This window comes from Rhodococcus sp. UYP9, from assembly GCF_040547235.1.
Taxonomy (GTDB): domain Bacteria; phylum Actinomycetota; class Actinomycetes; order Mycobacteriales; family Mycobacteriaceae; genus Rhodococcoides.
Window position 1 is genome coordinate 333,786 of sequence record NZ_JBEPPH010000003.1, and the last position, 24,233, is coordinate 358,018.

A 24,233-nucleotide genomic window follows, 5' to 3' on the forward strand; every position below is an offset into this window, starting at 1 on the left:
GGTGCCGGTACCCGAGTTCGTCCTCTCGCTCCGGCGACGAGTGGGTACGGCCCCGCTCTGGCTCTCCGGCGTCAGCGCAGTCGTCCTGGACGAAAACGACCGGATACTCCTCACGAGGCGACGCGACAACGGCCTCTGGGCAGTGGTGTCGGGCATTCTCGAACCCGGCGAAGAACCCGGACCCGCGGCACTACGCGAGATCACCGAGGAGACCGGGATCGATGCGGAACTGATTCGGTTGACGAGCGTCGACGTCACCGGGCCGATCACTTACCCGAACGGCGACCAAGCGCAGTACCTCGATCTCACTTTCCTAGCCCGCCGCACTGGAGGGGAAGCGTACGTCGCCGACGACGAAAATTTGGCAGTGGAATGGTTCGCGTCCGACGCGCTACCGGAAACCCTCTCGGAGACTTCACGTTTGCGAATCGACAAAGCACTCGACGACTCGGTGGAGGCCTGGTTTCGTACTTGATGCACCCGGTGTGGTGTGTTCGGCTACCGTCCGGTTGCCGAACACACCACACCGTCCCTAGGTCAGAAGTCCCAGTCGTCGTCTTCGGTGTTGACTGCCTTACCGATGACATACGACGAGCCCGAGCCCGAGAAGAAGTCGTGATTCTCATCGGCGTTGGGTGAGAGCGCCGACAAGATGGCTGGGTTCACGTCGGTTTCGTCCTTCGGGAACAACCCTTCGTATCCCAGGTTGTTCAGTGCCTTGTTCGCGTTGTATCGCAGGAACTTCTTGACGTCCTCGGTGAGCCCGATCTCGTCGTAGAGATCCTGGGTGTACTCGACCTCGTTGTCGTACAGTTCGAACAGCAGCTCGAACGTGTAGTTCTTGAGTTCTTCGCGCTCGGCTTCGGTGACCTTCTCCAGACCCCGCTGATACTTGTATCCGATGTAGTAGCCGTGCACAGCTTCGTCACGGATGATCAACCGGATCAGGTCGGCGGTGTTGGTGAGCTTGGCTCGTGAAGACCAGTACATCGGCAGGTAGAAGCCCGAGTAGAACAGGAAAGACTCGAGCAGGGTCGACGCGACCTTTCGCTTGAGTGGATCGTCACCGTGATAGAACTTCAGGACGATCTCGGCCTTACGTTGCAGGTTGACGTTCTCTTCGGACCACCGGAACGCGTCGTCGATATCTCGCGTGGAACTCAGTGTGGAGAAGATCGAGCTGTAGCTCTTCGCATGCACCGACTCCATGAACGCGATGTTCGTGTAGACAGCTTCTTCGTGCGGGGTGATCGCGTCGGGAATGAGGCTGACCGCTCCGACTGTCCCCTGGATCGTGTCCAGCAGAGTGAGCCCGGTGAACACCCGCATCGTCAACTGCTTCTCGACTGCATTCAGCGTCGCCCACGACGGAATGTCGTTCGAAACCGGCACCTTCTCCGGCAGCCAGAAATTACTGGTCAGGCGCTCCCACACCTCCGAGTCCTTGTCATCCTGGACGCGATTCCAGTTGATGGCCGAGACACGATCGATGAGTTTCACGATGCTTCCTTCACTACCGGTGTAACACTGCCAATATTGGCCTACCTGAACACTACCTGTTGTGGCGAGAGTTGAACCTCAGCACAAGATGTGCGCGGTAGACCTTGTGCGTATCCGACAGGTACACACAAGGTCTACGACAACGAAAGCTTCACAGCATGCAGGACACGCAACCTTCAACCTCGGTGCCTTCCAACGCCATCTGACGAAGGCGGATGTAGTACAGAGTCTTGATTCCCTTACGCCATGCGTAGATCTGCGCCTTGTTGATGTCGCGGGTCGAGGCCGTGTCCTTGAAGAACAACGTCAAGGACAACCCCTGATCGACGTGTTGCGTTGCCGCAGCGTAGGTGTCGATGATCTTCTCGTACCCGATCTCGTACGCATCCTGATAGAACTCCAGGTTGTCGTTGTTCAGGTACGGCGCCGGGTAATAGACGCGACCGATCTTGCCTTCCTTGCGGATCTCGATCTTCGAGGCAACCGGGTGGATCGAGGAGGTCGAGTTGTTGATGTAGGAGATCGATCCCGTCGGCGGTACTGCCTGCAGGTTCTGGTTGTAGATGCCGTGTTCTTGCACCGACGCCTTCAGCGCGGACCAGTCGGCCTGCGTCGGAATGTGCACACCGGCGTCGGCGAACAACGCGGCGACGCGGGACGTGGCAGGCTCCCAGACCTCGTCGGTGTACTTGTCGAAGAATTCACCCGATGCGTACTTGGAGTCCGGGAAACCCTTGAAGTATTCACCGCGCGCGATCGAGAGTTGGTTGGACGCCTGGATGGCATGAAATACCACGGTGTAGAAGTAAATGTTCGTGAAGTCGATGCCCTCGGTGGATCCGTAGTGAATCCGCTCGCGCGCCAAATATCCATGCAGGTTCATCTGGCCGAGGCCGATTGCGTGAGAGTCGTTGTTCCCCTGCTCGATCGACGGAACCGAGAAGATGTGAGTCTGATCGGACACGGCCGTGAGCCCGCGGATTGCCACTGCGATGGTTTTGCCGAAATCTGGCGAATCCATTGTCTTGGCGATGTTCAGCGAGCCGAGGTTGCAGGAAATATCTTTGCCGACGTGGCTGTACGACAAATCGTCGTTGAATGTCGACGGGGTCGAGACCTGCAGGATTTCCGAGCACAGGTTCGAGTGAGTGATCTTGCCCTTCACCGGGTTGGCCCGATTCACGGTGTCCTCGAACATGATGTACGGGTATCCGGATTCGAACTGCAGCTCGGCGAGCGTCTGGAAGAACTCGCGTGCCTTGATCTTCGTCTTGCGGATCCGCTTGTCGTCGACCATCTCGTAGTACGTCTCACTGACGTTGATGTCCGCGAACGGCACCCCGTAGATCCGCTCGACGTCGTACGGCGAGAAGAGATACATGTCTTCGTTCTTCTTCGCCAATTCGAACGTGATGTCCGGGATGACGATTCCGAGTGAGAGCGTCTTTATACGAATCTTCTCGTCCGCATTCTCGCGCTTGGTATCGAGGAACTTGTAGACGTCGGGATGGTGCGCATGCAGGTACACAGCGCCTGCACCTTGACGCGCACCGAGCTGGTTCGCGTAGGAGAAGGAGTCCTCGAGCAGCTTCATGATCGGAATGACACCCGAGGACTGATTCTCGATTCGCTTGATCGGCGCGCCGGCTTCACGAATATTACTGAGCAGCAGCGCAACTCCACCGCCGCGCTTGGACAGCTGCAGTGCGGAGTTGATCGATCGACCGATCGATTCCATGTTGTCTTCGATGCGCAGCAGGAAGCACGAAACCGGCTCGCCGCGCTGCTTCTTACCGGAGTTGAGAAAAGTGGGAGTCGCGGGCTGGAAACGGCCTGCGATGATTTCGTCGACCAGATCGGTGGCAAGGGCTTCGTCACCTGCACCGAGAGTCAGGGCAACCATGCAGACGCGATCTTCGAACCGCTCCAGGTAGCGCTTGCCGTCGAACGTCTTCAGCGTGTACGAGGTGTAGTACTTGAATGCACCCAGGAACGTCGGGAAGCGGAACTTCTTCGAGTAGGCGTGGTTGATGAGGAACTTGACGAACTCGCGGGAGTACTGATCGAGAACCTCTGCCTCGTAATAGTTTTCCTCGACCAAATAGTCCAGCTTTTCATCCAGATCGTGAAAGAACACGGTGTTCTGGTTGACGTGCTGCAGGAAATATTGGTTGGCCGCTTCGCGGTCCTTCTCGAACTGAATCTCCCCATTGGGGCCATACAGATTCAGCATCGCGTTCAGCGCGTGATAGTCCAGATCACCATCCGCGCGGACGGTTGTCTGGGCGGGTGCTGTATCGGTGATTGTCGGTGCCACGGCGGGTGCTCCACTTTCTTCGTGCGTCTTGTACTGCTGAACTCGTACTGATGTCAGTAGGTGTGCGCCGCTCGTCGCGACTCCCGCTCCCAGAAATCGCCGAGACCGTCCCGAACACGAACTACGTCTTCGGGGGTCCCCATCAGTTCGAAGCGATAAAGGTAAGGAACAGCGCACTTCTGTGAGATGACATCGCCCGCAAAACAGAACGAGTCACCGAAGTTGGTATTACCAGCTGCGATGACTGCTCTGATCAAGGACCGGTTGTGCTTGTCGTTGAGAAACTTGATCACTTGCTTGGGAACGTAGTTGGTGTCACGGCCGGCAAATGTGGTGCCACCGCCGTAGGTCGGGACGATCAGAACGTACGGCTGATCCACCCGAAATTCGTCCGGCCGGTGAATCGGTATCCGACTCGACGGAAGATCCAACTTGGTGACGAATCTATGAGTGTTCTCCGACGCACTGGAGAAGTACACCAGTGGGTGCGTCGAGGCAGGAAGCCGAGCCGAATCGAGACCGGTGAACGTCACACCTGCTCATCTCCGTCTTCTGTTCAAGCAACGCTTGCGGTGAGCGACTTGATGCGATCGGGGCGAAATCCCGACCAATGAGTGTCGCCGGCAACGACGACCGGCGCCTGCAGGTAGCCGAGCGCCATGATGTAGTCACGGGCCTCGGTGTCCTGTGAAATATCGATGATCGAGTACTCGATACCCTCTTTGTCGAGGGCGCGGTAGGTGGCATTGCACTGAACGCAAGCGGGCTTGGTGTAGACGGTGACGCTCATGGGGTTCCCTTCTCACTGTCCAGCATCGCGGAGTTCACCGAGATGCTCGTGATGCACTGCGGAATAGCTTTTCGGACTTCTTTTTCGTCTGTGTGTCGATTCCGGATACGAACCCGGATTCGAGCAGTTCCGAGCGGGATTTCACGGGCTCCGTACCGGTTTTCTTGGCGGGGAGCGTTGTGGCCTCTCGGTTGTTCAGACACTACACCTAGTGTCCGACTTATAGCTAGAACACGAGATGTTGCGAACAACATGCATGACATTCGCTGGTCACGCTCTCGAGATGGACCAAAAGTCGAGGCCCTTCGGCGTGTCGTGCATCACAACTTTTCCTGGTGCGCATACGCCGCGCAGCCGCCAATGAGCCGTCCATGCAACCGCAAGTCGACACGCTGCACCTGAAGGGTGAAATCTGCGACCCGTAGGCAGCAGAGAGCCCCCGAACACAACATTCGGGGGCTCGGCCACGACGCCTCCACCGAGCAGTTCGCTCCGGGATCGGCGCGCTTCGAATCAGGCGTCGACGAGCTCGTGCGATGCCTTGACCAACTCGGCCACCACAGCGGAAATCTGTGCCGACACCTCTGCGTTTTCACGGGGATGCGCGGAACCGAACTTGTCCATGGTGCCGCCGATGGTGAGCACGACGTCCTCGAGAACCTTTCCGCCCGCGATGCCGACCGACTTACGGGTGTCGTCATGAGCCCACTTGGCTCCGTTACCGCTCGGCGAGGCGGAAATGACAGCAACCGGCTTTCCTTGTACGGCACCCACCCCATACGGACGAGACAGCCAATCGATGGCGTTTTTCAAGACCGCGGGAATGGTGCCGTTGTACTCAGGAGTGACGAGGAGAAACGCGGTGGCCCCCTCGGCTGCTGCACGCAGACTCAGTGCAGCCGCAGGCACCTTGCCCTCGACGTCGAGGTCCTCGTTGTAGAACGGCACATCCGCAAGTCCTTCGTACACGAGCGCGTCGGCACCCTCGGGCACGAGCGCGGCGGCGGTCTCTGCAATCTGCTTGTTCACGGAGTCGACGCGAAGACTGCCGACGAGAACGAGTAAGTGCGCTTGCGACATGAAAGAAATTCCTTCGGAAGTTGGACTGCGGGTGTAAGTGCATTCCTACCATCGCAAGCGGACTCCGGTCCACTTCTGTTCCGGGAGCAGGTATGGTGTCGCTTGTGACCGATTTCATGCTCCCCATCGCCGGCGAGGAAACCGAGCGCTGCGACGCCGCACGTAACCGCCGCCTCTTACTGGACGCGGCCACCGAACTCGTCGCCACAGTCGGGGCGGACGCTGTCACGATGGACGCACTGGCCGCCCGAGCCGGTGTGGGCAAAGGCACAGTTTTCCGCCGCTTCGGAAGCCGATCCGGACTCATGCAAGCGTTGGTCGACCACACCGAGAAGGAGCTGCAACACGGCTTCCTGTTCGGTCCCCCACCGCTGGGCCCAGGGGCAGACCCGATCGACCGATTGGTCGCGTTCGGGCGCGCCCGCTTGAACCTCGTCGAAGTCCAAGGAGAGGTCATGCGCGCAGCCGAAAACTCACCTGAACTGCGATATTCCGCACCTGCACACAGGGTCAACTACACGCACGTTCTCAACCTCCTCCGAACTGCCCACGTGGAGGGCGACCTCGAACTCCTCGCTTACGGACTCCTGACACCGCTCGAAGCAACACTCGTCCTGCACCAATTCCGCGACCTCGGCATGTCGAAGCAACGGCTTGCCGACGGCTGGGAAGACCTGGTCCGTCGAGCAACCCGTCAGGAGAGCAGCTCCACCGCCTCCGCAGCACGGTGAAGTGCCGCACCGTACGACGGGCCGTGTCCCGCTGCGTGCACGGCCAAAGGGTGTAACTGGTGCAACCGAATACGCGTCTCCCAGCCCTCGCGCAGTCGAAACACCGACTGATACCCGTCGACGATGTCCGTCAGAAGTGGACAGCCGAACAGTTCCAGCATTGCCAGATCGGTTTCACGGTGGCCGCCGTGCGCTGCCGGATCGATCATCACCGCGGCGGAATCGGTCCAGATGACGTTTCCGGTCCACAGATCTCCGTGAATGCGGCTCGGCGGCTCGCCGTCGTCGACACAGCCCGCACGAACTCGCTCACACGCACGCTCGATATCAGCCGCCTGACTCTGCGTCACGTTTCCCACCTCCAGCGCTACCCGCAGGAACGGACGAACCCTCTCCTCGACGTAAAACGAGCCCCACGACGGGTGCTCGACGCTCGACATCGGCCTTGCCCCGATAAATAACTGACCATCGAAACCATCTGGAGGACAACCGAACCCACGAGCTCCGCTACTGTGAACGGTGGCAAGCCCAGCCCCGAACGCGCGGGCCGCGGCCTGCGTCGGCGATCCGAGATCCAGTCGGGCCAGATCGATATGTGTCGGTCCGACGTCCAGCACATCGACGGTCGCGCCGCCGCCCGCCCGTAGCCATGCAAGCCCGGCGGCCTCGGCTGCGAAGAAGTCAGGGTGGGCACTGCGATCGGACTTCGAAAAGGTCTTCGCTGTCATCACGTGCAGTGTACGGAGCGCACCTAAGATGGCGTGATGTCTCTCATCCGTTCGGAATTGCGCACTCGAATCCAACGTGAACTCGCGGTCCAGTCGACCATCGACCCTGCCTCCGAGATCACCCGACGCGTCGACTTTCTCAAGAACTACCTCCGTTCGACACCTGCCACAGGGTTCGTGCTCGGCATCAGCGGCGGTCAGGACAGCACCTTGGCCGGAAAGCTGGCTCAACGCGCGGTCACCGAACTTCGCAGCGAAGGCGCCGAAGCCGGATTTCTTGCTGTGCGTCTCCCCTACGGTGTGCAGGCCGACGAGGACGATGCATCCATCGCGCTGTCGTTCATCGATCCCGACCGGACCGTGACCGTCAATATCAAAGCATCGGCCGACGCAGCCGCCGCCTCGGTGGCGGACGCCCTGGGCAACGACGAGGTTCGCGACTTCGTGCGCGGCAATATCAAGGCTCGCGAACGCATGGTGGCGCAATACGCACTCGCAGGCGAACTCGGCTACGTCGTGGTCGGCACTGATCATGCTGCCGAGGCGATCACCGGATTCTTCACCAAATTCGGCGACGGCGGAGTGGACATCACACCTCTTACCGGACTGACGAAGCGTCAGGGGGCCGAGCTGCTGCGAGAACTCGATGCACCGGAGAGCACGTGGAAGAAGGTGCCCACTGCGGATTTGGAGGACGATCGTCCAGCACTCCCCGACGAGGAGGCCCTGGGTGTGACGTACGCGCAAATCGACGACTACCTCGAAGGCAAGGACGTGACCGAGGAGGTTGCCGAGAAACTGGAAAGGATGTTCTTGAACTCCAGGCACAAGCGCGCGGTTCCCGTCACACCGTTCGACGATTGGTGGACCACCGAGAACTGAGCCCTCGGGCTAGCCGCCTGCGAACGGTGGCAGGATGTCGACTCGGTCACCGAACGTCGCGGTGGGATCGCGCGTGAGATCGTCACCGATCAAAAACGCAGACACGCGCAGAACATCGGCCACCTTTCCGCCGTGCCTGTGAGCTACCGCAGCTTTCAACGCCGCGAGATCGCTGCCCACGGGCAGATCGAAAGTCTCGACGGCACATCCCGACGCGTCCGCCGCACCGGCGAAGTAACGAACCTCAACCACCTATAGCTCCCATACTTCTCGTCGGAGGAACGAAACCTTCGGCGTCGATTCCGTGTCCTGCCCATTTGTTCCACATTGCGCCCCGCCACAGTGCAGCGAGTTCGTCATCGGTTGCTCCCCCGCGCATGGCCGCCCGCAGGTCGGTTTCCTCGTCGCTGAACAGACACGACCGCACTGTTCCTTCGGCGGTGAGCCGAGTTCGATCGCAGTCGGAGCAGAACGACCTGGTGACGGACGCGATGATGCCCACGGTGGCGTCGGTTCCGTCGACTGCCCACTCCTCGGCCGGCGCAGACGGATCCTCGCGACCGACCTCGGTCAGGTCGAAACGGGTGGAGAGCACATCGAGCAGTTGCTGCGCGTCGAGCATGTTGGAACGAGCCCATTCATGATCGGCGTCTAGCGGCATCTGCTCGATGAATCGGAGGGCCACGCCTTCGTTCAGGCACCACTCGAGCAGGTCGCCTGCACCGTGCAGCGTCTCCGGCATGAGTACGGCGTTCACTTTGACAGGGTTCAACCCGGCTCGCTTCGCTGCCCGGATTCCCGCCATGACGGACGGCAGACGATCGCGTCGGGTGAGTTCGGCGAAATGCGCGCGGTCGATGGAATCGAGCGAGACGTTGACTCGGCTCAGTCCGGCTGCGACGAGGCTCTCCGCCCGATGCTCCAAACCGATGGCGTTGGTGGTCATCGCAAGAGGAATGCCGGGCACTTGCTGTGCGCATCGGGCGAGAATGTCGGTCAGATCGGCCCGCATCAGCGGTTCACCCCCGGTGAAGCGCACTTCCTCGACCCCGAGCCGATGTACCGCGAGGGATACTACTCGCGCGATCTCCTCGGCAGTGAGCAGGTTCTCGGCCGGAATGACAGGCAGACCTTCTTCAGGCATGCAATATGTACAACGGAGCGAACACTTTTCGGTGATGGACACCCGCAGATCGCGCGCCACCCGGCCGAACCGGTCTATCAGAACCGGTACCTCGGGCCGGTCGTCCACCGAGAACACCGCAGGGCTCTTCGAAGATTCGGCGTTATTGGAAGATTCGGGGCCCTTCACCGAGGGGATACCGAGTCCGACGACACTGCTGACGGTCATGTGCACCCTCCTCGTGAAACTAGAGCGAATCCTCGCTCCGACAACGCTACGTGGTCCAGTATGCCGTTCCTCACAGAACGGGGGGCCTCGGCCGTCTCCAATTTCGAAAACACGCACGCCTAGGATCGACTATATGAAGACCCGCGCCACGTCGGCCCCGAAGGCGAGCGGAGCATGAGCGCGGCCTCGGTCGAGGACCACGCCGCTCACGTTCGACGCCTACTCGATCCCTTGAAGACACGCACCGCGGAGTCGGTCCTGCTGAGCGATGCACTGGGCCGTGTGGCCTACGCCGACGTCGCTTCGCCGGTCGATCTTCCACTGTTCAGGAATTCGCAGATGGATGGATACGCAGTCCACTCGTCGGCGATCACCACGGTTCCGGTGACCCTCGAGGTTGCGGGCACAGTGGCCGCGGGAGCGACGGGGCCGAGTGCAGTGCAACCCGGGACCAGCGTCAAGATCATGACCGGCGCCCCGGTCCCGGAAGGTGCGGACACCATCGTGCCCGTCGAGCACACGACTGCGGGTGACGAGCATTCCGTCACGATCGAGGTGTCCCGGCAACCCGGTGACTACATTCGCGAGCAGGGCAGCGACGTCATCGCCGGTACCACGCTGATCCACGCAGGCCAGCTTCTCGAACCTCGTCACATTGCAGTCCTTGCCGCAGTCGGCTTGTCTCACACGCAGGTTCGCAGTCGTCCACGAGTTGCCGTGATCACCACCGGCGCCGAACTCGTCGAGGCGGGCTCGTCGCTTCGGCTCGGCCAAATTTTCGATTCCAACGGCATCGCACTGGCATCTCATCTTCGGAGCAACGGCGCCGAAGTCACGGGCGTACACCGCAGCTCGGACGAGCCTGCGGACTTTACTCGAATCGTCACCGCTGCCGCCGCCGAATCCGAGCTCATCATCACCTCCGGCGGGGTGTCCATGGGCGATTTCGAGGTCGTGAAGGATGTGTTGCTCCCACTGGGCGGACAATTCGGGCCGGTACGGATGCAGCCAGGCGGACCTCAAGGTACAGCCGTCGTCGACGGCGTTCCCGTGTTGAACTTTCCGGGTAATCCAGTGAGCACCGTTGTCTCGTTTCTGGTGTTCGCACGTGATGTGCTTCGTGACGCTGCAGGCTTACCGCCGGTGCCGACCCGGGTGGCGAAGTTGGCGACAGACGTCACCTCCGTCGCAGGCAAACGGCAGTTTTCGAGAGGGAAGCTGGAGGGAGAAACCGTGACATTGATCGCCGGAGCAGGTTCGCACCTCGTTGCCGCGATGGCATGGGCAGACGTGTTGGTGGATGTGCCCGTCGAAGTGACCGAGATGACCGCAGGGTCCGAAGTGACAGTGGTGCCGTTATGACAAGTTTTTCCCATGTCGATTCCGAAGGCCGCGCCCGCATGGTCGACGTGTCACACAAGTCCGACACCACCCGAATAGCAGTCGCTGCAGGCGAACTGGTCACCACTGCCGAAGTTGTCTCCCTCGTCCGCGCTGATGGAATGCCGAAGGCAGATGTGTTGGCCACGGCTCGAATCGCGGGTATTTCCGGGGCCAAGAAGACCTCGGAGCTGATACCGCTGTGCCATCAACTGGCACTGTCTTCGGTGGATGTGCGCTTCGGATTCACCGACACGACGATCACTGTCGAGGCAACGGCGAAGACCACCGGTCCGACGGGAGTGGAAATGGAGGCGCTGACGGCCGTCGCAGTCGCCGGTCTCACCCTGCACGACATGGTCAAGGCCGTCGACCCGTCCGCAACCATGAACAATGTGCGCCTGCTGAGCAAAGAGGGCGGAAAACATGGGCGATGGTCTAGGGGCGTCGAGAAGGACCACGAAACACCCAGCGCTGGAACTAGATCTGCTGTTGTACTCGTCGCGTCGACAGGTGGTGCGCGAGGTACCCGCGAAGACACCACTGGACCGGTGATAGTGCGGTGGTTGCAGGAGCGTGAGTTCACTGTTCGCGGGCCGCTGGTATTTGCCGACGCCGATATCGCATCCGGCCTGGACGACGCCTTGACCGGTGCGCCGTCACTGGTGATCAGCACCGGGGGTACGGGCGTATCACCGACCGATGCCACTCCGGAGGCGACGCGAGCAGTTCTCGATCGCGAACTCCCCGGGATCGCCGACGCGATTCGGGCCAAGGGGACCACCGTCACTCCTCATGCGACATTGAGTCGTGGACTGACCGGGCTTGCAGGAACGACCGTCATCGTGAATTTGCCTGGGTCACCCGGGGGCGTCAAGGACGGACTCTCGGTTCTCGGGCCGATCCTCGACCATCTGCTCGCGCAGGTTGCCGGTGATGGTCTGCATGCCGAAACACAGGAAGGCGAATTGCCGTGAACGAGCCTTTGGCAGAGATCTCGAAGAATAGGATCGATATCGACATCGTCGAGGCCGCAGTCTCCGGGCCGGAGCACGGCGCAGTCGTACTCTTCAGCGGTGTGGTGCGCAATCACGATGGCGGACAAGCCGTCTCCGCACTCGAATATCAGGCGCATCCCGATGCAGAGAAATTCCTCCGCGCCTGTTGCGCGGAAGTGGCGGCGGAGTCAGGGTTGCCCGTCGCGGCAGTACATCGCGTCGGGGACCTGGTCGTCGGCGATATCGCGCTCGTCGCCGCGGTCGCGTCCCCACATCGCGCGGAGGCCTTCGCGACGTGCGCCACGCTCGTAGAACGCATCAAGTCCGAAGTTCCCATCTGGAAGCGTCAGCATTTCGCCACCGGTACCTCGGAATGGGTCGGTCTCTGACTGCTGCATCGGAGCGCCAGTTCACGCTGGATTCGGCGTGTATCGATGAACCGGCAGCATCGCCGGTCGATCGGTCGGGTCCCCGGCCCGGCGGATGCAGTCGAGCAGGCGGACCTCGACCAACTCTTCGTCGATATCCGTTCCGATCAACACCAGCGAGGTCGCTCTTCGCTCGCCGCGGCCCCACGCGGTCGATTCGAGTCGGATGTGCCGACCGACCGTACCGAGTACATATTTTCCCGCGTAGCCATCCACACCGAAATACACGAAACCCTTGGCACGGTAGACCTCTCCCGACGGATTCTCCATCACCTCGATGAAGCGGCGCGGGTCCATCGGCTCTTCGGTCTCGAAGCTCGTAGTCGTATAGGCGGCATGCAGATGCCGCGAGTGATCGCCTGGATCCTCGTCCTCGTACAGCACCTCGTCGAACGACAATTGCCGTGCCGAGCTTCTATCGTCAGCCCGAGTCGGAACATCGAAAAGCAACGCTGCGTCGACGCGGCCATGTCTGGTCACCACGATCGGGACGTCTCCGACTCTCTCGCGGACACTGTCGAGAACCGCAGCCGTCTCGGCATCGTCGAGTCGGTCGGTCTTGTTGAGTACCACGAGGTCTGCGAGGCGGAGGTGTTGTTCGATCTCGGGATGCCGTTCGACGGTGCCGCCGAATTCGACTGCATCGACGACTCCGACTAGGCCGCCGTAGACGATCGCAGAATTGTTGCTGGCCAGCACCATTCGAATGAGACTTCTCGGCTCCGCAATGCCACTGGCCTCGACGACGATCACGTCGAGCGCCCTCGCGGGCTCGGACAGAAGGTCGAACATCGAATCCATCTCCTCGATGTCCACGGCGCAGCAGATGCACCCGTTACCGAGGGCCACCATCGAATCGACTTGACCGGCAACCATCATCGAATCGATATTGATGGAGCCGAAGTCGTTGACGATGACTCCGATGCGAATTCCTCGATTGTGGCGAAGCAGGTGATTGAGCAACGTCGTCTTGCCTGCGCCGAGAAATCCCGAGACGAGAATTACGGGAATCCTTCGGTCTCCGAGTGCGCGCGCCACGAATCGTGAGGTTACTCGGTTGCGAGCATCCGCTTCAGCAGGCCCTGCGCGAAGTTCGACACCGATCGAACGTTGTCGTCGGTCACCAGATCCGACAATCCGTCGATCCCGACGGAATCGACGTACGGCGCGATCCCGGCGAGCAGGCGCGCGAGCGGACTCCCCCCGGTCGAACTCGGGGCGGCTTCGAGCTTCGGCTTACCTGCCGCAGGGGTCGCCGTGGCCGAGTCTGACGGTGCGCCCGGTCCCTCCACTGGTAAGGCCGCAACAGTGGTGTCAGGGCCGAGAAGATAGTCGATCAGCCCGGTGGAGATAGCGATGGCGTGCTTCAGCTGCCCCTCCGGGCTCTCGAGCACAGCAGCGTCATCAGGATTGGAGCCGTTTCCCATCTCGACGAAAACCAAAGGCACACTGGTCAGCGCAGGCCCGGCGATGTCGGACCGCTCCTGCAGTCCGTCCACAACCCCCGCGTAGTTGGCCGCACTGAACCCGGCTCGCTCGTACGCGTCGCGCATCAGGTTCGATGCGGCCAGGCCACCGTCCGACTGGGCGGCATTGGCAGCTACGTCGGGAATGGGGAGCGTGGGAACGATCAGGTGGAACCCGTGCTTGTCGGCATCGGTGCCCACCGCCGTCGAGTCCGCATGGATGCTGACAGCGACGTCCGCTCCGGACGCACTGGCCGCCCGTGCTCGATCATCGACACAACCGCCCCACGAAGAGTCGTCGGCGCGGCTCATGACGACCGAGGCACCGAGGCTTTCCAGACTCGATTTCACCAGCTGAGCGACGTTCCAGTTGATGGTGTGTTCGGAAACTCCGTCGACGGTGGTCATCCCTGTTGTCTGGCAGTCCTTGGTGCCACCGCGACCGTCGTCGACCTGCGCAGTCAGATCTTCGGCGTGGCCGGCGCCTTGGTGACCGGGATCCACGAAGACCGTCTTGCCGTCGAGCTCTACGCCCGATGGGGCAGCCGACGCTGTTGCAGGGATCATCAGCGCGCCGGCCATCACACCTGCGGACAGCACGCCGAGCATGGAGATTCTATTCATCAAGCAGTTGGGCACACTCTGACGGAGTCGAGCGTGCCACTCCCCTTCCACATTGCGAATCAGCAGCCTCTGTGGCACACACCAGCAACAGCAGACACTTTCGTCACAAGTTAAGCAGAAGGTGAGCTCGTCACGGTCGCGCGATACCGGCTGATCCGAATCCGCAAGCGGAATGTGAGCAAGTCGACACCTAACCGTTGCAGTAGGAGTAGTGAACCGGCCACGGAGTGGTGCGTCTCGCGGTAGAACAGGTTCATGACGTTCGTGATTCTTCAACCCTGCTGCAACGACGCATCATGCGTCGATGTGTGTCCAGTCGACTGTATTCACCCCACGCCGGACGAACCTGGCTTCATGACCTCGGAGATGCTGCACATCGATCCGGATACCTGCATCGACTGCGGTGCGTGTGTGGACGAATGCCCCGTCGACGCCATCCGCGCCGACCACGAATTGGAGCCCGAGCAAGAGCGATACCTCGGGATAAATGCCAACTACTTCCAATTTCACCCGATGCAGAGCAGTGGGTACAACGCGGTTGCTTCGCCGTTCAAAGGCGTCGACTTCACGGGCCGAAGAATTGCCGTCGTCGGATCAGGCCCTGCGGCGTTCTACGCCGCCACCGAACTCGCGTCCATCCGCGGTATCGAGGTCGAGATGTACGACCGCCTGTTGACCCCGTACGGGCTGGTTCGGGCCGGCGTAGCACCCGATCATCCAGGCACCAAGGCAGTGACCGATCTCTTCCGCGCGGTCGGCGGCAAGAAGTCGGTACGGATCCATCTCGGCGTCGAGATCGGCTCCGATATCTCTCACGAAGAACTTCTCGAACACCACGACGCGGTCATCTACGCGACGGGTGCCTCCAACGATCGACGTCTCGGGATTCCAGGGGAAGATCTTCCCGGCTCTCACGCAGCAGCCGAATTCGTCGGGTGGTACAACGGCCACCCCGACTACGCCGACCGCAGCTACGACCTGAGCAGCGAAAGAGCAGTCCTCGTCGGCAACGGAAACGTCGCCCTCGACATCGCTCGTGTTCTGCTGGTTTCGCCGGCCGAACTCGAGAATACCGATATCGCCGACCACGCGCTGGAGGCCTTGCGAGGCAGCAAGATCCGCGAGGTGGTAGTTCTGGGTCGACGCGGGTCCGCCCAGGCTGCATACACGAATCCCGAATTGATCGGGTTGATGAATGCTGCCGACATCGACATCGTGTTGTCAGCCGACGAAGCCGAACCAGATGCCACCACACTCGCAGCGCTGGAAGCAGGCACCGCCGAACCCTCCATCGCGTTGAAGGTAGAACTGGCTCGCGAAATTGCAGCCGGAGACGGCCAAGGCGCAGGATCCGACCAGAACCGGAAGCGCATTGTGCTCCGTTTCTGTGTTTCCCCTGACGAGATACTCGGAGAAGAGTCGGTCACCTCTGTTCGTCTGATACACAATGAGCTTCGAACCGATGAGTCCGGCACGGTGAAAGCCGAGCGAACCTCGACCGAAGAGATGCTCGACACCGGTCTGATTCTGCGTTCGGTCGGTTATCACGGAAGCGAGATACCAGGCGTGCCGTTCGATTCCGGTGTCGGCGTGATTCCCAACAAAGAAGGCCGCGTGATCGACAATTCAGGCGAGCCGGTATCCGGAACCTATGCAACGGGCTGGATAAAGCGCGGGCCCACCGGCGTGATCGGAACCAACAAGAAGTGTGCAGCCGAGACCGTTCGAAGCCTTCTCGAAGACATAGCTGCTGACCGTCTTCCGCATGCCCGCGCGGATCGAGCGGAACTCGACCTGTTGCTGGAGAAGAAAGCGCCCGACGCGCTCGACTTTCCTGCTTGGGCACGCATCGACAAAGCAGAGGTTTCGGCTGGAAAAGACACCGGGCGTCCTCGCGTGAAGTTCGTGGGCTTGGACGAGATGAGGCTCGCAGCTCAGCCTCCGAGTACAGATCTTTCCTGATTCCAACTATCCGGCGCCGAGAACTTGTTTCGTCGATATCGTAGATTCCTACTGGACAGTCGAATACATGAATTTCCGATACACAGTCGCTGACATGGATTATTCGCGTGTTCGGTCGTATAGTTTCCTGAGTTCTACGCGGATTCATCCCGATTGATCATTGGAGACCTCCAGAATGGCCAAGAAAGTTTATGTTCAACTGGTCGACGATATCGACGACAAGCCGATCGACTCCGGCGGAGAGCACATAAGCTATTCCGTCAACGGCGTCAGCTACGAAATCGACCTCAGCGACAAAAACGCCAAAGAGTTCCACCGCAAGCTCGATTACTACATCGAGCACTCGGCCCGTGTCGGCGGTAAGCGGGTCAAGAAGGCCGTCGGTTCCACCTCGTCCGGCCAGAAGCGCGATGCCAATCAGACGAAGGCTATCCGCGAGTGGGCAAAATCCAACGGATACACCATTTCGGCTCGAGGCCGAATTCCCTCGGACGTCGAGAACGCATTCGACGCTGCCCACTGACCGGGGCTGCGGCACGTCTGGGCAAGTAAATGGGGGCCACCACGAGGTGGCCCCCATTTTCTTCGTTCATCGCCACAAACAGCGCAAGCCCTGACCAGGATCACCGGTCAGGGCTTGCGTGTACTTCTTTCAGGACGAACTCGGTGGAGCTAAGGGGACTCGAACCCCTGACCCCCACACTGCCAGTGTGGTGCGCTACCAGCTGCGCCATAGCCCCGTACTTCACAGCCGCGCTGTTTTGCGGTTGCTCGAACGAAGTTACACCATGGCCGCATACTGCTACAAATCCGCTGCTGGAACCGGAAATGTTCGGTCAGCCGATCGATTCGATCCAGGACGAGTCGCGGAGAGCATCGACGACCTGACCATCGACGAGAACACCGGGGGTTCCGGCTGCACCTGCCGCGGACAGGGCCTCGCGGGCGCTCGCCGCGTCTGCTGCGGCGACATCGGTCATCGCCCCGGACAGAATGCACTGCGTCGACGCCTCTCCTGCGCCACTCTTCTGGGCGAGGTCGGCGAGTTCGGTGTCGGTCCGGTCGGAATCACCGTTTTCTTCGGGTTGAAATTCTGCGCCGAACAGGCCTGCGTGAAATGCCGAATAGACAATGGCGTCTTCCGATGCGGCGACACAATGCGATGCAGCAACCGCCCGGCTCGAATAACTCCCGCTCGCCGAAGAAGCGTCCAGTTGAGGAAGCACAACCAGGTGATATCGAACCGCTACCGCACCGTCGTCGATCTTCTGTGCCAACTCCTGGCCGTGCTTGACTTCCAGATCACCGCAGAAGGGGCACATCGGATCTTCGAACAGATCCACCACCGGCGCGGCATGTGCGGTTGCCAGCTGGACGACACCATCGGGCAGAACCGTCAATTCCACATTTGCATTTTTGACCGTGCCGTAACCGTCGTTACGCGGGGTGTCACTGCCGCGCTGCCACATGACCGCCACGACCACGACCACAGCGACCACGAGTACCGCCACCGCGGCCAGAACGTACGTAGAGGTACTGGACGTCGGTTGTGGGGTGTACTTCGCACTCGATGTTCGTTTTTGGCTCACGGTGGAAATAGTACGGAGTGCTACCCAGCCGAGGCGTCAGGCACCGCGAGTACTTCATTGCTTACGGGCAGCTGCTTTTGCCGCGCTCGCCGTATCCGTTACGAACATCCACCACACCGCGGCCGCAAGCAGAATCGCCCCGGACATCACGAAGGCCGTTCCGTAGGAGTAATACTCGACCACCATTCCCGCGACGATGGGACCGAGGATTGCCCCGACGTCGGACGACATTTGGAATGTCGAGAGAACCGGGCCGCCGCGTGCACGGGAGCCGATGATGTCAGCCACCGACGCCTGCTGCGCCGGTGTCATCAAACCGGATCCGAAACCCGCAACGAAGGAGGCGATCATGAACAGCACCACGTCATCCGTCAGACCGATCGCGGCGGTTCCCACCCCGGCAACGATGAGGCCGGCCACGACGAACGGTTTTCGCCCGCGGACGTCGGACAGCCGTCCGGAGGTGATCAGTACGAGGGCATTTCCGACGGCGAACACCGCCAGCGCCACTGCAGCCACCGCAGCCGAGCGGTCGAGAACTGCAACGACGAACAGCGGAACCAACGCGACGCGCACACCGAACACTGCCCACCCCGTGGCGAAATTCGAGGAAAGAGCGGCCCGGTAGGCAGGCACTTTCAAAGCAGCGCGTAGCGACATGATCGGTACTGACGAATCGTGCTCGGATTCGGTCGAATCGACATTGCCGAGGCTGAAGAAGACGACAGCAGCAGCGATGACCAGGGCAGTTGCATAGATGATGAAGGGCGCTCGTAAACCCAATCCAACGACCGCACCGCCGACGAGCGGACCACCGATGGATCCCATCAGGAAGCTCGTCGCGTAGAACCCCGATACACGTCCACGGCTGTTCGCCGGGCTCATTCGGATGAGAAGTCCCAGTGCCGACACCGAGAACATTGTCGAACCGATGCCGCCGAGCCCTCGAAAGATCAGGAGCTGCCAATAGGTTTGGGCGAAAGCACAAGCACCGGTCGATGCGGCGACGATCAGCAGACCGGTCAAGTACACCGGTCGCTCACCGAGCTTCTGCACCAGAAGACCGCTGGCAGGCGCGAACACCAGTCGCATCCCTGCGAATACGCTGATGACCGCTGACGCAGCGACTACACCGACACCGAATTCGGTCGCGAACTGCGGAATCACCGGTGCGACGATGCCGAATCCGAGAGCAATCACGAAGCTCGCCGAGATCAGCACCCAGATCTCCGACGGCAGTGCGCCGTCCTTCACACCGTCGGTAGGTTTCGGAGCCGTCACGATCGGTCGAGTGCCTGCGACACCAGTTCTCTCGCCGCGGTCTGAACCTGCGCGAGATGATCTTCGCCCTTGAACGATTCGGCGTAGATCTTGTAGACATCTTCGGTGCCCGATGGACGTGCGGCGAACCACGCGCTTTCGGTGGTCACCTTCAATCCCCCGATCGCGCCGCCGTTGCCGGGTGCGGTCGTCAGTGTGGCCGTGATCTTCTCCCCCGCAAGTTCGGTTGCCGTGACCTGATCAGCAGAGAGCTTCGCCAGGACGGCTTTGTCCTCACGTGAAGCGGGCGCATCGACCCGTGCGTATACGGGACTGCCGTACTGCGCGGTGAAGTCGGTATAGCGCTGGGACGGCGTTTTGCCCGTGACAGCGGTGATCTCGGAAGCGAGCAACGCAAGGATGATGCCGTCCTTGTCCGTCGTCCATACCCGCCCGTCGGTTCGCAGGAACGACGCTCCTGCCGATTCCTCGCCGCCGAATCCAAGACTGCCGTCGAGGAGTCCTGGGACGAACCATTTGAATCCGACAGGGACCTCGAGCAAGTCTCGGCCGAGGCCTGCGACGACACGATCGATCATCGAAGACGACACCAGAGTCTTTCCGACTTTGCAGCTCGGCGACCAGCCGGTCCGGTGCGTGAAGAGGTAGTCGATTGCAACTGCCAGATAGTGATTGGGATTCATCAGACCACCGTCAGGTGTCACCACGCCGTGGCGGTCCGAGTCGGCGTCGTTTCCCGTGGAGATGTCGTACGAGTTCCGTGCCGCGATCAACGACGCCATCGCGTTGGGAGACGAACAATCCATTCGGATCTTTCCGTCGGTATCGAGCGTCATGAAGCGGAAAGTCGCATCGACGAGCGGATTGACGACAGTGAGATCGAGGTTGTGACGCTCGGCGATCGCCTGCCAGTAGTCGACACTCGCACCACCGAGCGGATCGGCGCCGATGCGCACCCCGGCCGACCTGATCGCGTCGAGGTCCACCACGTTCGGCAAATCCTCGACATAAGTTCCAAGGAAGTCGTATTTGTCCACCGAGGTGCTCAGAGCGGTCGCCAGCGACGCACGCTTCACACCTGCCAGTCCACCGCGCAGAAGCTCGTTCGCACGGTCCGCGATCACGGACGTAGCGTCACTGTCCGCGGGACCACCGTGCGGAGGGTTGTACTTGAATCCGCCGTCACGCGGCGGATTGTGCGAAGGTGTGACGACGATGCCGTCGGCCTTGGCCGAGGATCCGGTCGAGTTGTAGCGCAGAATCGCGTGACTGACCGCGGGCGTCGGCGTGTACCGATCTCTGGAGTCGACGAGTACCGAAACATCGTTTGCGGCAAGAACTTCCAACGCTGTAGTCCACGCAGGCTCGGACAGTGCGTGCGTGTCACGGCCGATGAACATCGGACCGGTGATGCCCTGCGCCGTGCGGTATTCGACGATCGCCTGCGTCGTTGCGAGAATATGGGCCTCGTTGAACGCCGTATCCAGACTGGATCCACGGTGACCGGACGTCCCGAAAACGACGTGTTGGCCCGGATCCGACATGTCCGGAGTACGCGAGTAGTAGGCCGTGACCAGCTGCGCGAGATCGACGAGATCCTCGGGCAGAGCAATGGAACCAGCTCGTTCGTGCGCCACGATGCGCCTCCTTCATGTCGCCGAGTAAACCCGGAGACAACACTAGTTGCCCGTCGATGATTCGCGTCGGCGCACCTGCGATCCGTCGGCGCGTATCGAGCAACGGCGCACGGTAAACAGAAAAACGCCGGGCCGCTCCAGAGCTGATGCTCTCGAGCGGCCCGGCGTGTGCGTGGAGCTGCCGGGAATCGAACCCGGGTCCTCTGCTGCATTGCCAGGGCTTCTCCGTGTGCAGTCTGCTATGCCTCTACTTGGATCTCCCGATCTCGCAAACAAGCCGGGATGACGATCCCAGCCACTGTTTGATTTTCCTCATCACTCCGTGGCCGAGTGAATCGGTAAGCCCTCTAGCTGATGCCAGTACCCGGACCGAGGGCAAGCCCGGACTGACAGACACGCAGTCGCTACTTAGGCAGCGAGTGCGTAGTCGCGCTGATTGGAATCGGCGCTTATATTTTTGCGATGACGCTTACGGTGGTCTCTCGCCTGCACCGACACGCTTCCCCTGACTCAACATACAAAGTCGAAACCGTTCAGCCCCGTATGTTCCGAAGCACTGTGCTCCGGCTCGTAAGTGTAACGCGTGCGCCGAGCAGAATCATCCCGATACCCATCCCGATACAAACCGCGGTGTGTCAGGCGCGGTCGACCTGCCGCACAACCGCCTGCAGCGTACGGCCCAACAGGACCTTGCGGGCCGGCAGAGACCCGTACCAGAACACCCTCCCGGCGAGTCCGCGTGGGAAGAAGTAGGTTCGCTGTTCGAGTCGCGTACCACCACCCGCCGAGATGACCTGGTACTGCATCCGCGCGTCGCCAGGCAGTGATGCGGTAGACCGCAACCGCACCTCACCCGAGTTTTCCTCTTCACGATCCTCCCGACGCCAACCCTTCAATTCACCCGAGTCGACAGCGCCTCGCAGTCGACTACGGATCTCGCTCGGCCCACTACCGAGAAATACGCTGCGACTGTCGCAATAGACGACCTCCCCGGCCCACGTCGGATCGGTCGGCAGCGGATCGGACGGTTGCGCCGAGTCGGAGTCGGACCACGTCGTTTCGGTCTCCCCCTCCTCGATGTTCCGCAGCGCGAGACGCACGGACTCGCGATACGAAGTCAGCCCGCCCGCAGGTCGAGGGATGATCGAATCGACGTCCATTTCGTGTGCGACGGCGTCGAATTGCAAAGATTCTATGAGCGGCATGGCCAGTCCGCGCGGGATCGGGGTGACCAATCCGATCCAATGGCCGGCGAGACGCGGCGTCAAAACCGGCAGTACCACCATTCGACGCTGGCGCAGCCCGGCGACTCCCGCGTAAATGTTCATCATTTCGCCGTATTCCATGACGTCGGGGCCTCCGACGTCGAACGTTCGGCTCTCCTTCAGATCGGCCTCGGCAGCACCGATGAGGTAGTGGAGCATGTCTCGCACCGCGATCGGTTGAATCCTGTTGTGCACCCATCTCGGCGTCGTCATGACCGGTAGACGGTTCGTCAGGTGACGGATCATCTCGAAGGACGCCGAACCGGAACCGATCACGACACCGGCCTGCAGCACCAGGGTGGGGACCGAGGATTCGATGAGAATACGACCCACTTCGGCGCGCGATTGGAGATGCTCCGACAGCTCGCCGTCGGTGGGGTGCAATCCGCCCAGGTAGACGATTCTTCCCACTCCGCTTTCCGCAGCGACGTCGGAGACGTTCTCCGCGCCGGCACGCTCGGCGTCCGCAAAATTGTCGTGGCCCACCGAGCCCATCGAGTGAACGAGGTAGTAGACGACGTCCACGTCCGCGAACGCAGCCTTCAGAGAATCTCGATCGTTGAGGTCACCCTGCGCGATCTCAACGTCATCTGCCCATGGAACACCGTCCAGCTTGTCAGGGTTACGCGCCAACACTCGCACTGTGTAACCGGCGTCGAGAAGCCGCGGAGCGAGGCGTCCTCCGAGATAGCCCGTCGCTCCGGTGACAAGCACGCGAAGCGGGGTCGAGTTGATGTTGGCGGTCATCAACCCCTGATACCCCCGTAGTAGGTGATTCAACCGGGATCGGCAAGGCAATCATGTGCACCCGCCGGGATCGGATCATCACGCGACGGCGATCATCCCCACCGCGCCGAGAGCTATCACCATTCCGATCTGCTGCAGACGACCAACACGCTCGCCGAGCATCACCATCGCCAACAGCACCGTCGCCGCCGGATACAGCGACGCGATGACGCTGACAAGCGAGAGCATTCCACCTTGGTAGGCGTAGAGCAGTGCGGCGTTCGCGACGACGTCGAGCACGCCGACGAACGCCGCGAGTTTCAGGACACTTCCATGGGGGGCGGAAAAGTGACCGGTTGCCAAGGCGACGCTCCACACCACGGCGGTCGCCGAGGCTCGCGACGCGGCCAGTGGCCACAACCCAGACCCTTCGCCGATCTGATGGAGACAGATGAACGCCAACGCGAAAGTGATACCCGAGCCGACCGTGAGCCAGGCGACCGTACGCGTGAATTTCATGTCGCGACCGCCCGCGACCTCACCGGTCGCCTCGTCCGGCGATTCCTTACTCACCAAAACGACCGCAACGAGCGCGAGAGCAATTCCGCAGAACGCGAGTATGCCGGGTCTTTCCCCGATCATGAGCCCAGCGAGCACTGGAATACCGGCGACGAGAACGGCCGTCAGCGGCGACACGACGGCCATCGGTCCCGACGCCAAGGCGAGATAGAACCACCAGACCGCAAGTCCCCCGGCGACCCCGGACGCCAGCCCCCACAACATCGGAACCAATGACACGGTCCCACCGACGAATGGGGCTATCAGCAAGACGACGACCAAAGAGAACGGGTACGAGACGATGACGACTCGAAGTGCGGCTACCCGCCTCGATGCGACTCCACCGACGAAGTCGCTGACCCCGTAGCCGACGGCCGCGACGAGCGCGAGCAGGATTGCTGTCAGCGCATGCCCTTGATACGGCGTCCGAGTTCGCGCGTCACCTCGCGCTCGGCGGTGCGGCGCGCCAGGTCCTGACGCTTGTCGTAATCCTGTTTACCTCTGGCCAAAGCAAGTTCGACCTTGACCTTGCCATCGGAGAAATACATCGACAACGGGACGATCGTCAGGCTGCCTTCCTTGACCTTGCCCGCCAGGCGTTCGATTTCTCGCTTGTGCAGCAGAAGCTTCCGAGTGCGCCTCGGTGCATGGTTGGTCCAGCTGCCCTGCGTGTACTCGGGGATGTGCAGTCCGCGCAGCCACACCTCACCGTCATCTACAGTCGCAAAAGCGTCGGCCAGGGATGCTTTGCCTTCGCGAAGGCTCTTCACTTCGGTTCCGACTAGGGCGACACCGGCCTCGTAGACATCGAGGATCGCGTAGTTGTGTCGCGCTTTTCGGTTGGTCGCGATGGCCTTACGGCCCTTCTCTCTCACTGCAGGGCCCTTTCTCGAGCGCGGGAAGGCGTGTGCGCTCGTGTACACAGCCGCTCCAGCATAGA

The 24,233-nt window shown here is 61.1% G+C and carries 24 protein-coding genes, 1 tRNA gene and 1 other RNA gene; 8 read left to right on the forward strand and 18 right to left on the reverse strand.

The window, feature by feature from the left end; all coding sequences use genetic code 11:
• The first annotated feature begins 1 nt into the window (after position 1).
• Entirely contained in the window at positions 2-475 is a 474-nt protein-coding gene (locus ABIB36_RS11280) for an NUDIX hydrolase (protein ID WP_084346930.1), read from the forward strand.
• A gap of 62 nt (positions 476-537) precedes the next feature.
• On the opposite strand, the gene nrdF is transcribed toward ABIB36_RS11280, so the two are convergent.
• The 5 genes from nrdF to ABIB36_RS11305 all read right to left on the reverse strand — a co-directional run bounded on the left by nrdF (position 538) and on the right by ABIB36_RS11305 (position 5,687).
• Positions 538-1,500, reverse strand: coding sequence for a class 1b ribonucleoside-diphosphate reductase subunit beta (gene nrdF, locus ABIB36_RS11285; protein WP_084346929.1), 963 nt, complete (start codon positions 1,498-1,500; stop codon positions 538-540).
• Positions 1,501-1,651: 151 nt separating this feature from the next.
• Positions 1,652-3,817 carry a class 1b ribonucleoside-diphosphate reductase subunit alpha gene (gene nrdE / locus ABIB36_RS11290; protein WP_084346928.1) on the reverse strand — a complete coding sequence of 722 codons (2,166 nt, stop codon included), beginning with the start codon at positions 3,815-3,817 and terminating at the stop codon, positions 1,652-1,654.
• Positions 3,818-3,870: 53 nt separating this feature from the next.
• Positions 3,871-4,299, reverse strand: a complete 429-nt coding sequence (gene nrdI / locus ABIB36_RS11295; RefSeq protein ID WP_084346965.1) for a class Ib ribonucleoside-diphosphate reductase assembly flavoprotein NrdI — start codon at positions 4,297-4,299, stop codon at positions 3,871-3,873.
• A 74-nt stretch (positions 4,300-4,373) separates the two neighbouring features.
• Positions 4,374-4,607, reverse strand: a complete 234-nt coding sequence (gene nrdH / locus ABIB36_RS11300; protein ID WP_084346927.1) for a glutaredoxin-like protein NrdH — start codon at positions 4,605-4,607, stop codon at positions 4,374-4,376.
• A gap of 513 nt (positions 4,608-5,120) precedes the next feature.
• Positions 5,121-5,687, reverse strand: coding sequence for an NAD(P)H-dependent oxidoreductase (locus ABIB36_RS11305; protein WP_084346926.1), 567 nt, complete (start codon positions 5,685-5,687; stop codon positions 5,121-5,123).
• Between the two features lie 104 nt (positions 5,688-5,791).
• Here ABIB36_RS11305 and ABIB36_RS11310 point away from each other — a divergent pair, with 104 nt between their 5' ends.
• A complete protein-coding gene (locus ABIB36_RS11310) occupies positions 5,792-6,418 on the forward strand; it encodes a TetR/AcrR family transcriptional regulator (protein ID WP_354559422.1) in 627 nt (208 codons plus the stop codon).
• Here ABIB36_RS11310 and ABIB36_RS11315 read toward each other — a convergent pair.
• Positions 6,382-7,146, reverse strand: a complete 765-nt coding sequence (locus ABIB36_RS11315) for a fructosamine kinase family protein (protein WP_084346925.1) — start codon at positions 7,144-7,146, stop codon at positions 6,382-6,384. The two genes, ABIB36_RS11310 and ABIB36_RS11315, sit on opposite strands and share 37 nt — an antisense overlap.
• A gap of 36 nt (positions 7,147-7,182) precedes the next feature.
• Between ABIB36_RS11315 and nadE the strand changes: the two genes are divergently transcribed.
• Entirely contained in the window at positions 7,183-8,028 is an 846-nt protein-coding gene (gene nadE, locus ABIB36_RS11320; RefSeq protein WP_354559420.1) for an NAD(+) synthase, read from the forward strand.
• A 9-nt stretch (positions 8,029-8,037) separates the two neighbouring features.
• Here the strand turns inward: nadE and ABIB36_RS11325 are convergent, their stop codons facing one another.
• A complete protein-coding gene (locus tag ABIB36_RS11325; protein ID WP_084346923.1) occupies positions 8,038-8,280 on the reverse strand; it encodes a MoaD/ThiS family protein in 243 nt (80 codons plus the stop codon).
• Positions 8,273-9,379, reverse strand: coding sequence for a GTP 3',8-cyclase MoaA (moaA, locus tag ABIB36_RS11330; RefSeq protein ID WP_084346922.1), 1,107 nt, complete (start codon positions 9,377-9,379; stop codon positions 8,273-8,275). Before moaA ends, ABIB36_RS11325 begins: the two co-directional genes overlap by 8 nt.
• Positions 9,380-9,553: 174 nt before the next feature.
• Here moaA and ABIB36_RS11335 point away from each other — a divergent pair, with 174 nt between their 5' ends.
• Genes ABIB36_RS11335 through ABIB36_RS11345 form a run of 3 tightly spaced genes read left to right on the forward strand, consistent with a single transcriptional unit; the run spans position 9,554 to position 12,146 of the window.
• Positions 9,554-10,741, forward strand: a complete 1,188-nt coding sequence (locus tag ABIB36_RS11335) for a molybdopterin molybdotransferase MoeA (RefSeq protein ID WP_084346921.1) — start codon at positions 9,554-9,556, stop codon at positions 10,739-10,741.
• Positions 10,738-11,736: a bifunctional molybdenum cofactor biosynthesis protein MoaC/MoaB gene (moaCB, locus tag ABIB36_RS11340; RefSeq protein ID WP_084346920.1), complete on the forward strand. Its 999-nt coding sequence runs from the start codon at positions 10,738-10,740 to the stop codon at positions 11,734-11,736. Before ABIB36_RS11335 ends, moaCB begins: the two co-directional genes overlap by 4 nt.
• Complete coding sequence (locus tag ABIB36_RS11345; protein ID WP_084346919.1) at positions 11,733-12,146, forward strand: molybdenum cofactor biosynthesis protein MoaE; 414 nt, start codon at positions 11,733-11,735, stop codon at positions 12,144-12,146. The genes moaCB and ABIB36_RS11345 overlap by 4 nt, the downstream gene beginning before the upstream one ends.
• Before the next feature lie 21 nt (positions 12,147-12,167).
• Here the strand turns inward: ABIB36_RS11345 and ABIB36_RS11350 are convergent, their stop codons facing one another.
• Together ABIB36_RS11350 and ABIB36_RS11355 are read right to left on the reverse strand one after the other, a co-directional pair.
• A complete protein-coding gene (locus tag ABIB36_RS11350; RefSeq protein ID WP_084346918.1) occupies positions 12,168-13,223 on the reverse strand; it encodes a CobW family GTP-binding protein in 1,056 nt (351 codons plus the stop codon).
• A gap of 11 nt (positions 13,224-13,234) precedes the next feature.
• A complete protein-coding gene (locus ABIB36_RS11355) occupies positions 13,235-14,275 on the reverse strand; it encodes an N-acetylmuramoyl-L-alanine amidase (RefSeq protein ID WP_084346917.1) in 1,041 nt (346 codons plus the stop codon).
• 255 nt (positions 14,276-14,530) lie between these two features.
• Here ABIB36_RS11355 and ABIB36_RS11360 point away from each other — a divergent pair, with 255 nt between their 5' ends.
• Both ABIB36_RS11360 and ABIB36_RS11365 read left to right on the forward strand, forming a co-directional pair.
• On the forward strand, positions 14,531-16,237 hold the full coding sequence (locus tag ABIB36_RS11360; RefSeq protein WP_084346916.1) for an FAD-dependent oxidoreductase: 1,707 nt from the start codon (positions 14,531-14,533) through the stop codon (positions 16,235-16,237).
• A 175-nt stretch (positions 16,238-16,412) separates the two neighbouring features.
• Positions 16,413-16,760 carry a histone-like nucleoid-structuring protein Lsr2 gene (locus ABIB36_RS11365; protein ID WP_084346915.1) on the forward strand — a complete coding sequence of 116 codons (348 nt, stop codon included), beginning with the start codon at positions 16,413-16,415 and terminating at the stop codon, positions 16,758-16,760.
• A 144-nt stretch (positions 16,761-16,904) separates the two neighbouring features.
• On the opposite strand, the gene ABIB36_RS11370 is transcribed toward ABIB36_RS11365, so the two are convergent.
• The 8 genes from ABIB36_RS11370 to smpB form a co-directional block, all read right to left on the reverse strand.
• A tRNA-Ala gene (locus ABIB36_RS11370) sits at positions 16,905-16,977 on the reverse strand.
• A 96-nt stretch (positions 16,978-17,073) separates the two neighbouring features.
• Complete coding sequence (locus tag ABIB36_RS11375; protein ID WP_354559415.1) at positions 17,074-17,826, reverse strand: DsbA family protein; 753 nt, start codon at positions 17,824-17,826, stop codon at positions 17,074-17,076.
• A gap of 54 nt (positions 17,827-17,880) precedes the next feature.
• Complete coding sequence (locus ABIB36_RS11380; RefSeq protein ID WP_256895613.1) at positions 17,881-19,107, reverse strand: MFS transporter; 1,227 nt, start codon at positions 19,105-19,107, stop codon at positions 17,881-17,883.
• Positions 19,104-20,744: a phosphoglucomutase (alpha-D-glucose-1,6-bisphosphate-dependent) gene (gene pgm, locus ABIB36_RS11385; protein ID WP_084346914.1), complete on the reverse strand. Its 1,641-nt coding sequence runs from the start codon at positions 20,742-20,744 to the stop codon at positions 19,104-19,106. Before pgm ends, ABIB36_RS11380 begins: the two co-directional genes overlap by 4 nt.
• 170 nt (positions 20,745-20,914) lie before the next feature.
• Positions 20,915-21,285: a transfer-messenger RNA gene (gene ssrA / locus ABIB36_RS11390) on the reverse strand.
• A 94-nt stretch (positions 21,286-21,379) separates the two neighbouring features.
• Positions 21,380-22,756 (reverse strand): NAD(P)H-binding protein, encoded by a 1,377-nt coding sequence (locus ABIB36_RS11395; protein ID WP_084346913.1) that lies wholly within the window; start codon positions 22,754-22,756, stop codon positions 21,380-21,382.
• Between the two features lie 78 nt (positions 22,757-22,834).
• Positions 22,835-23,698, reverse strand: a complete 864-nt coding sequence (locus ABIB36_RS11400) for an EamA family transporter (RefSeq protein WP_502944886.1) — start codon at positions 23,696-23,698, stop codon at positions 22,835-22,837.
• Positions 23,695-24,168, reverse strand: coding sequence for an SsrA-binding protein SmpB (smpB, locus tag ABIB36_RS11405; RefSeq protein ID WP_084346912.1), 474 nt, complete (start codon positions 24,166-24,168; stop codon positions 23,695-23,697). Before smpB ends, ABIB36_RS11400 begins: the two co-directional genes overlap by 4 nt.
• Positions 24,169-24,233: the final 65 nt, after the last annotated feature.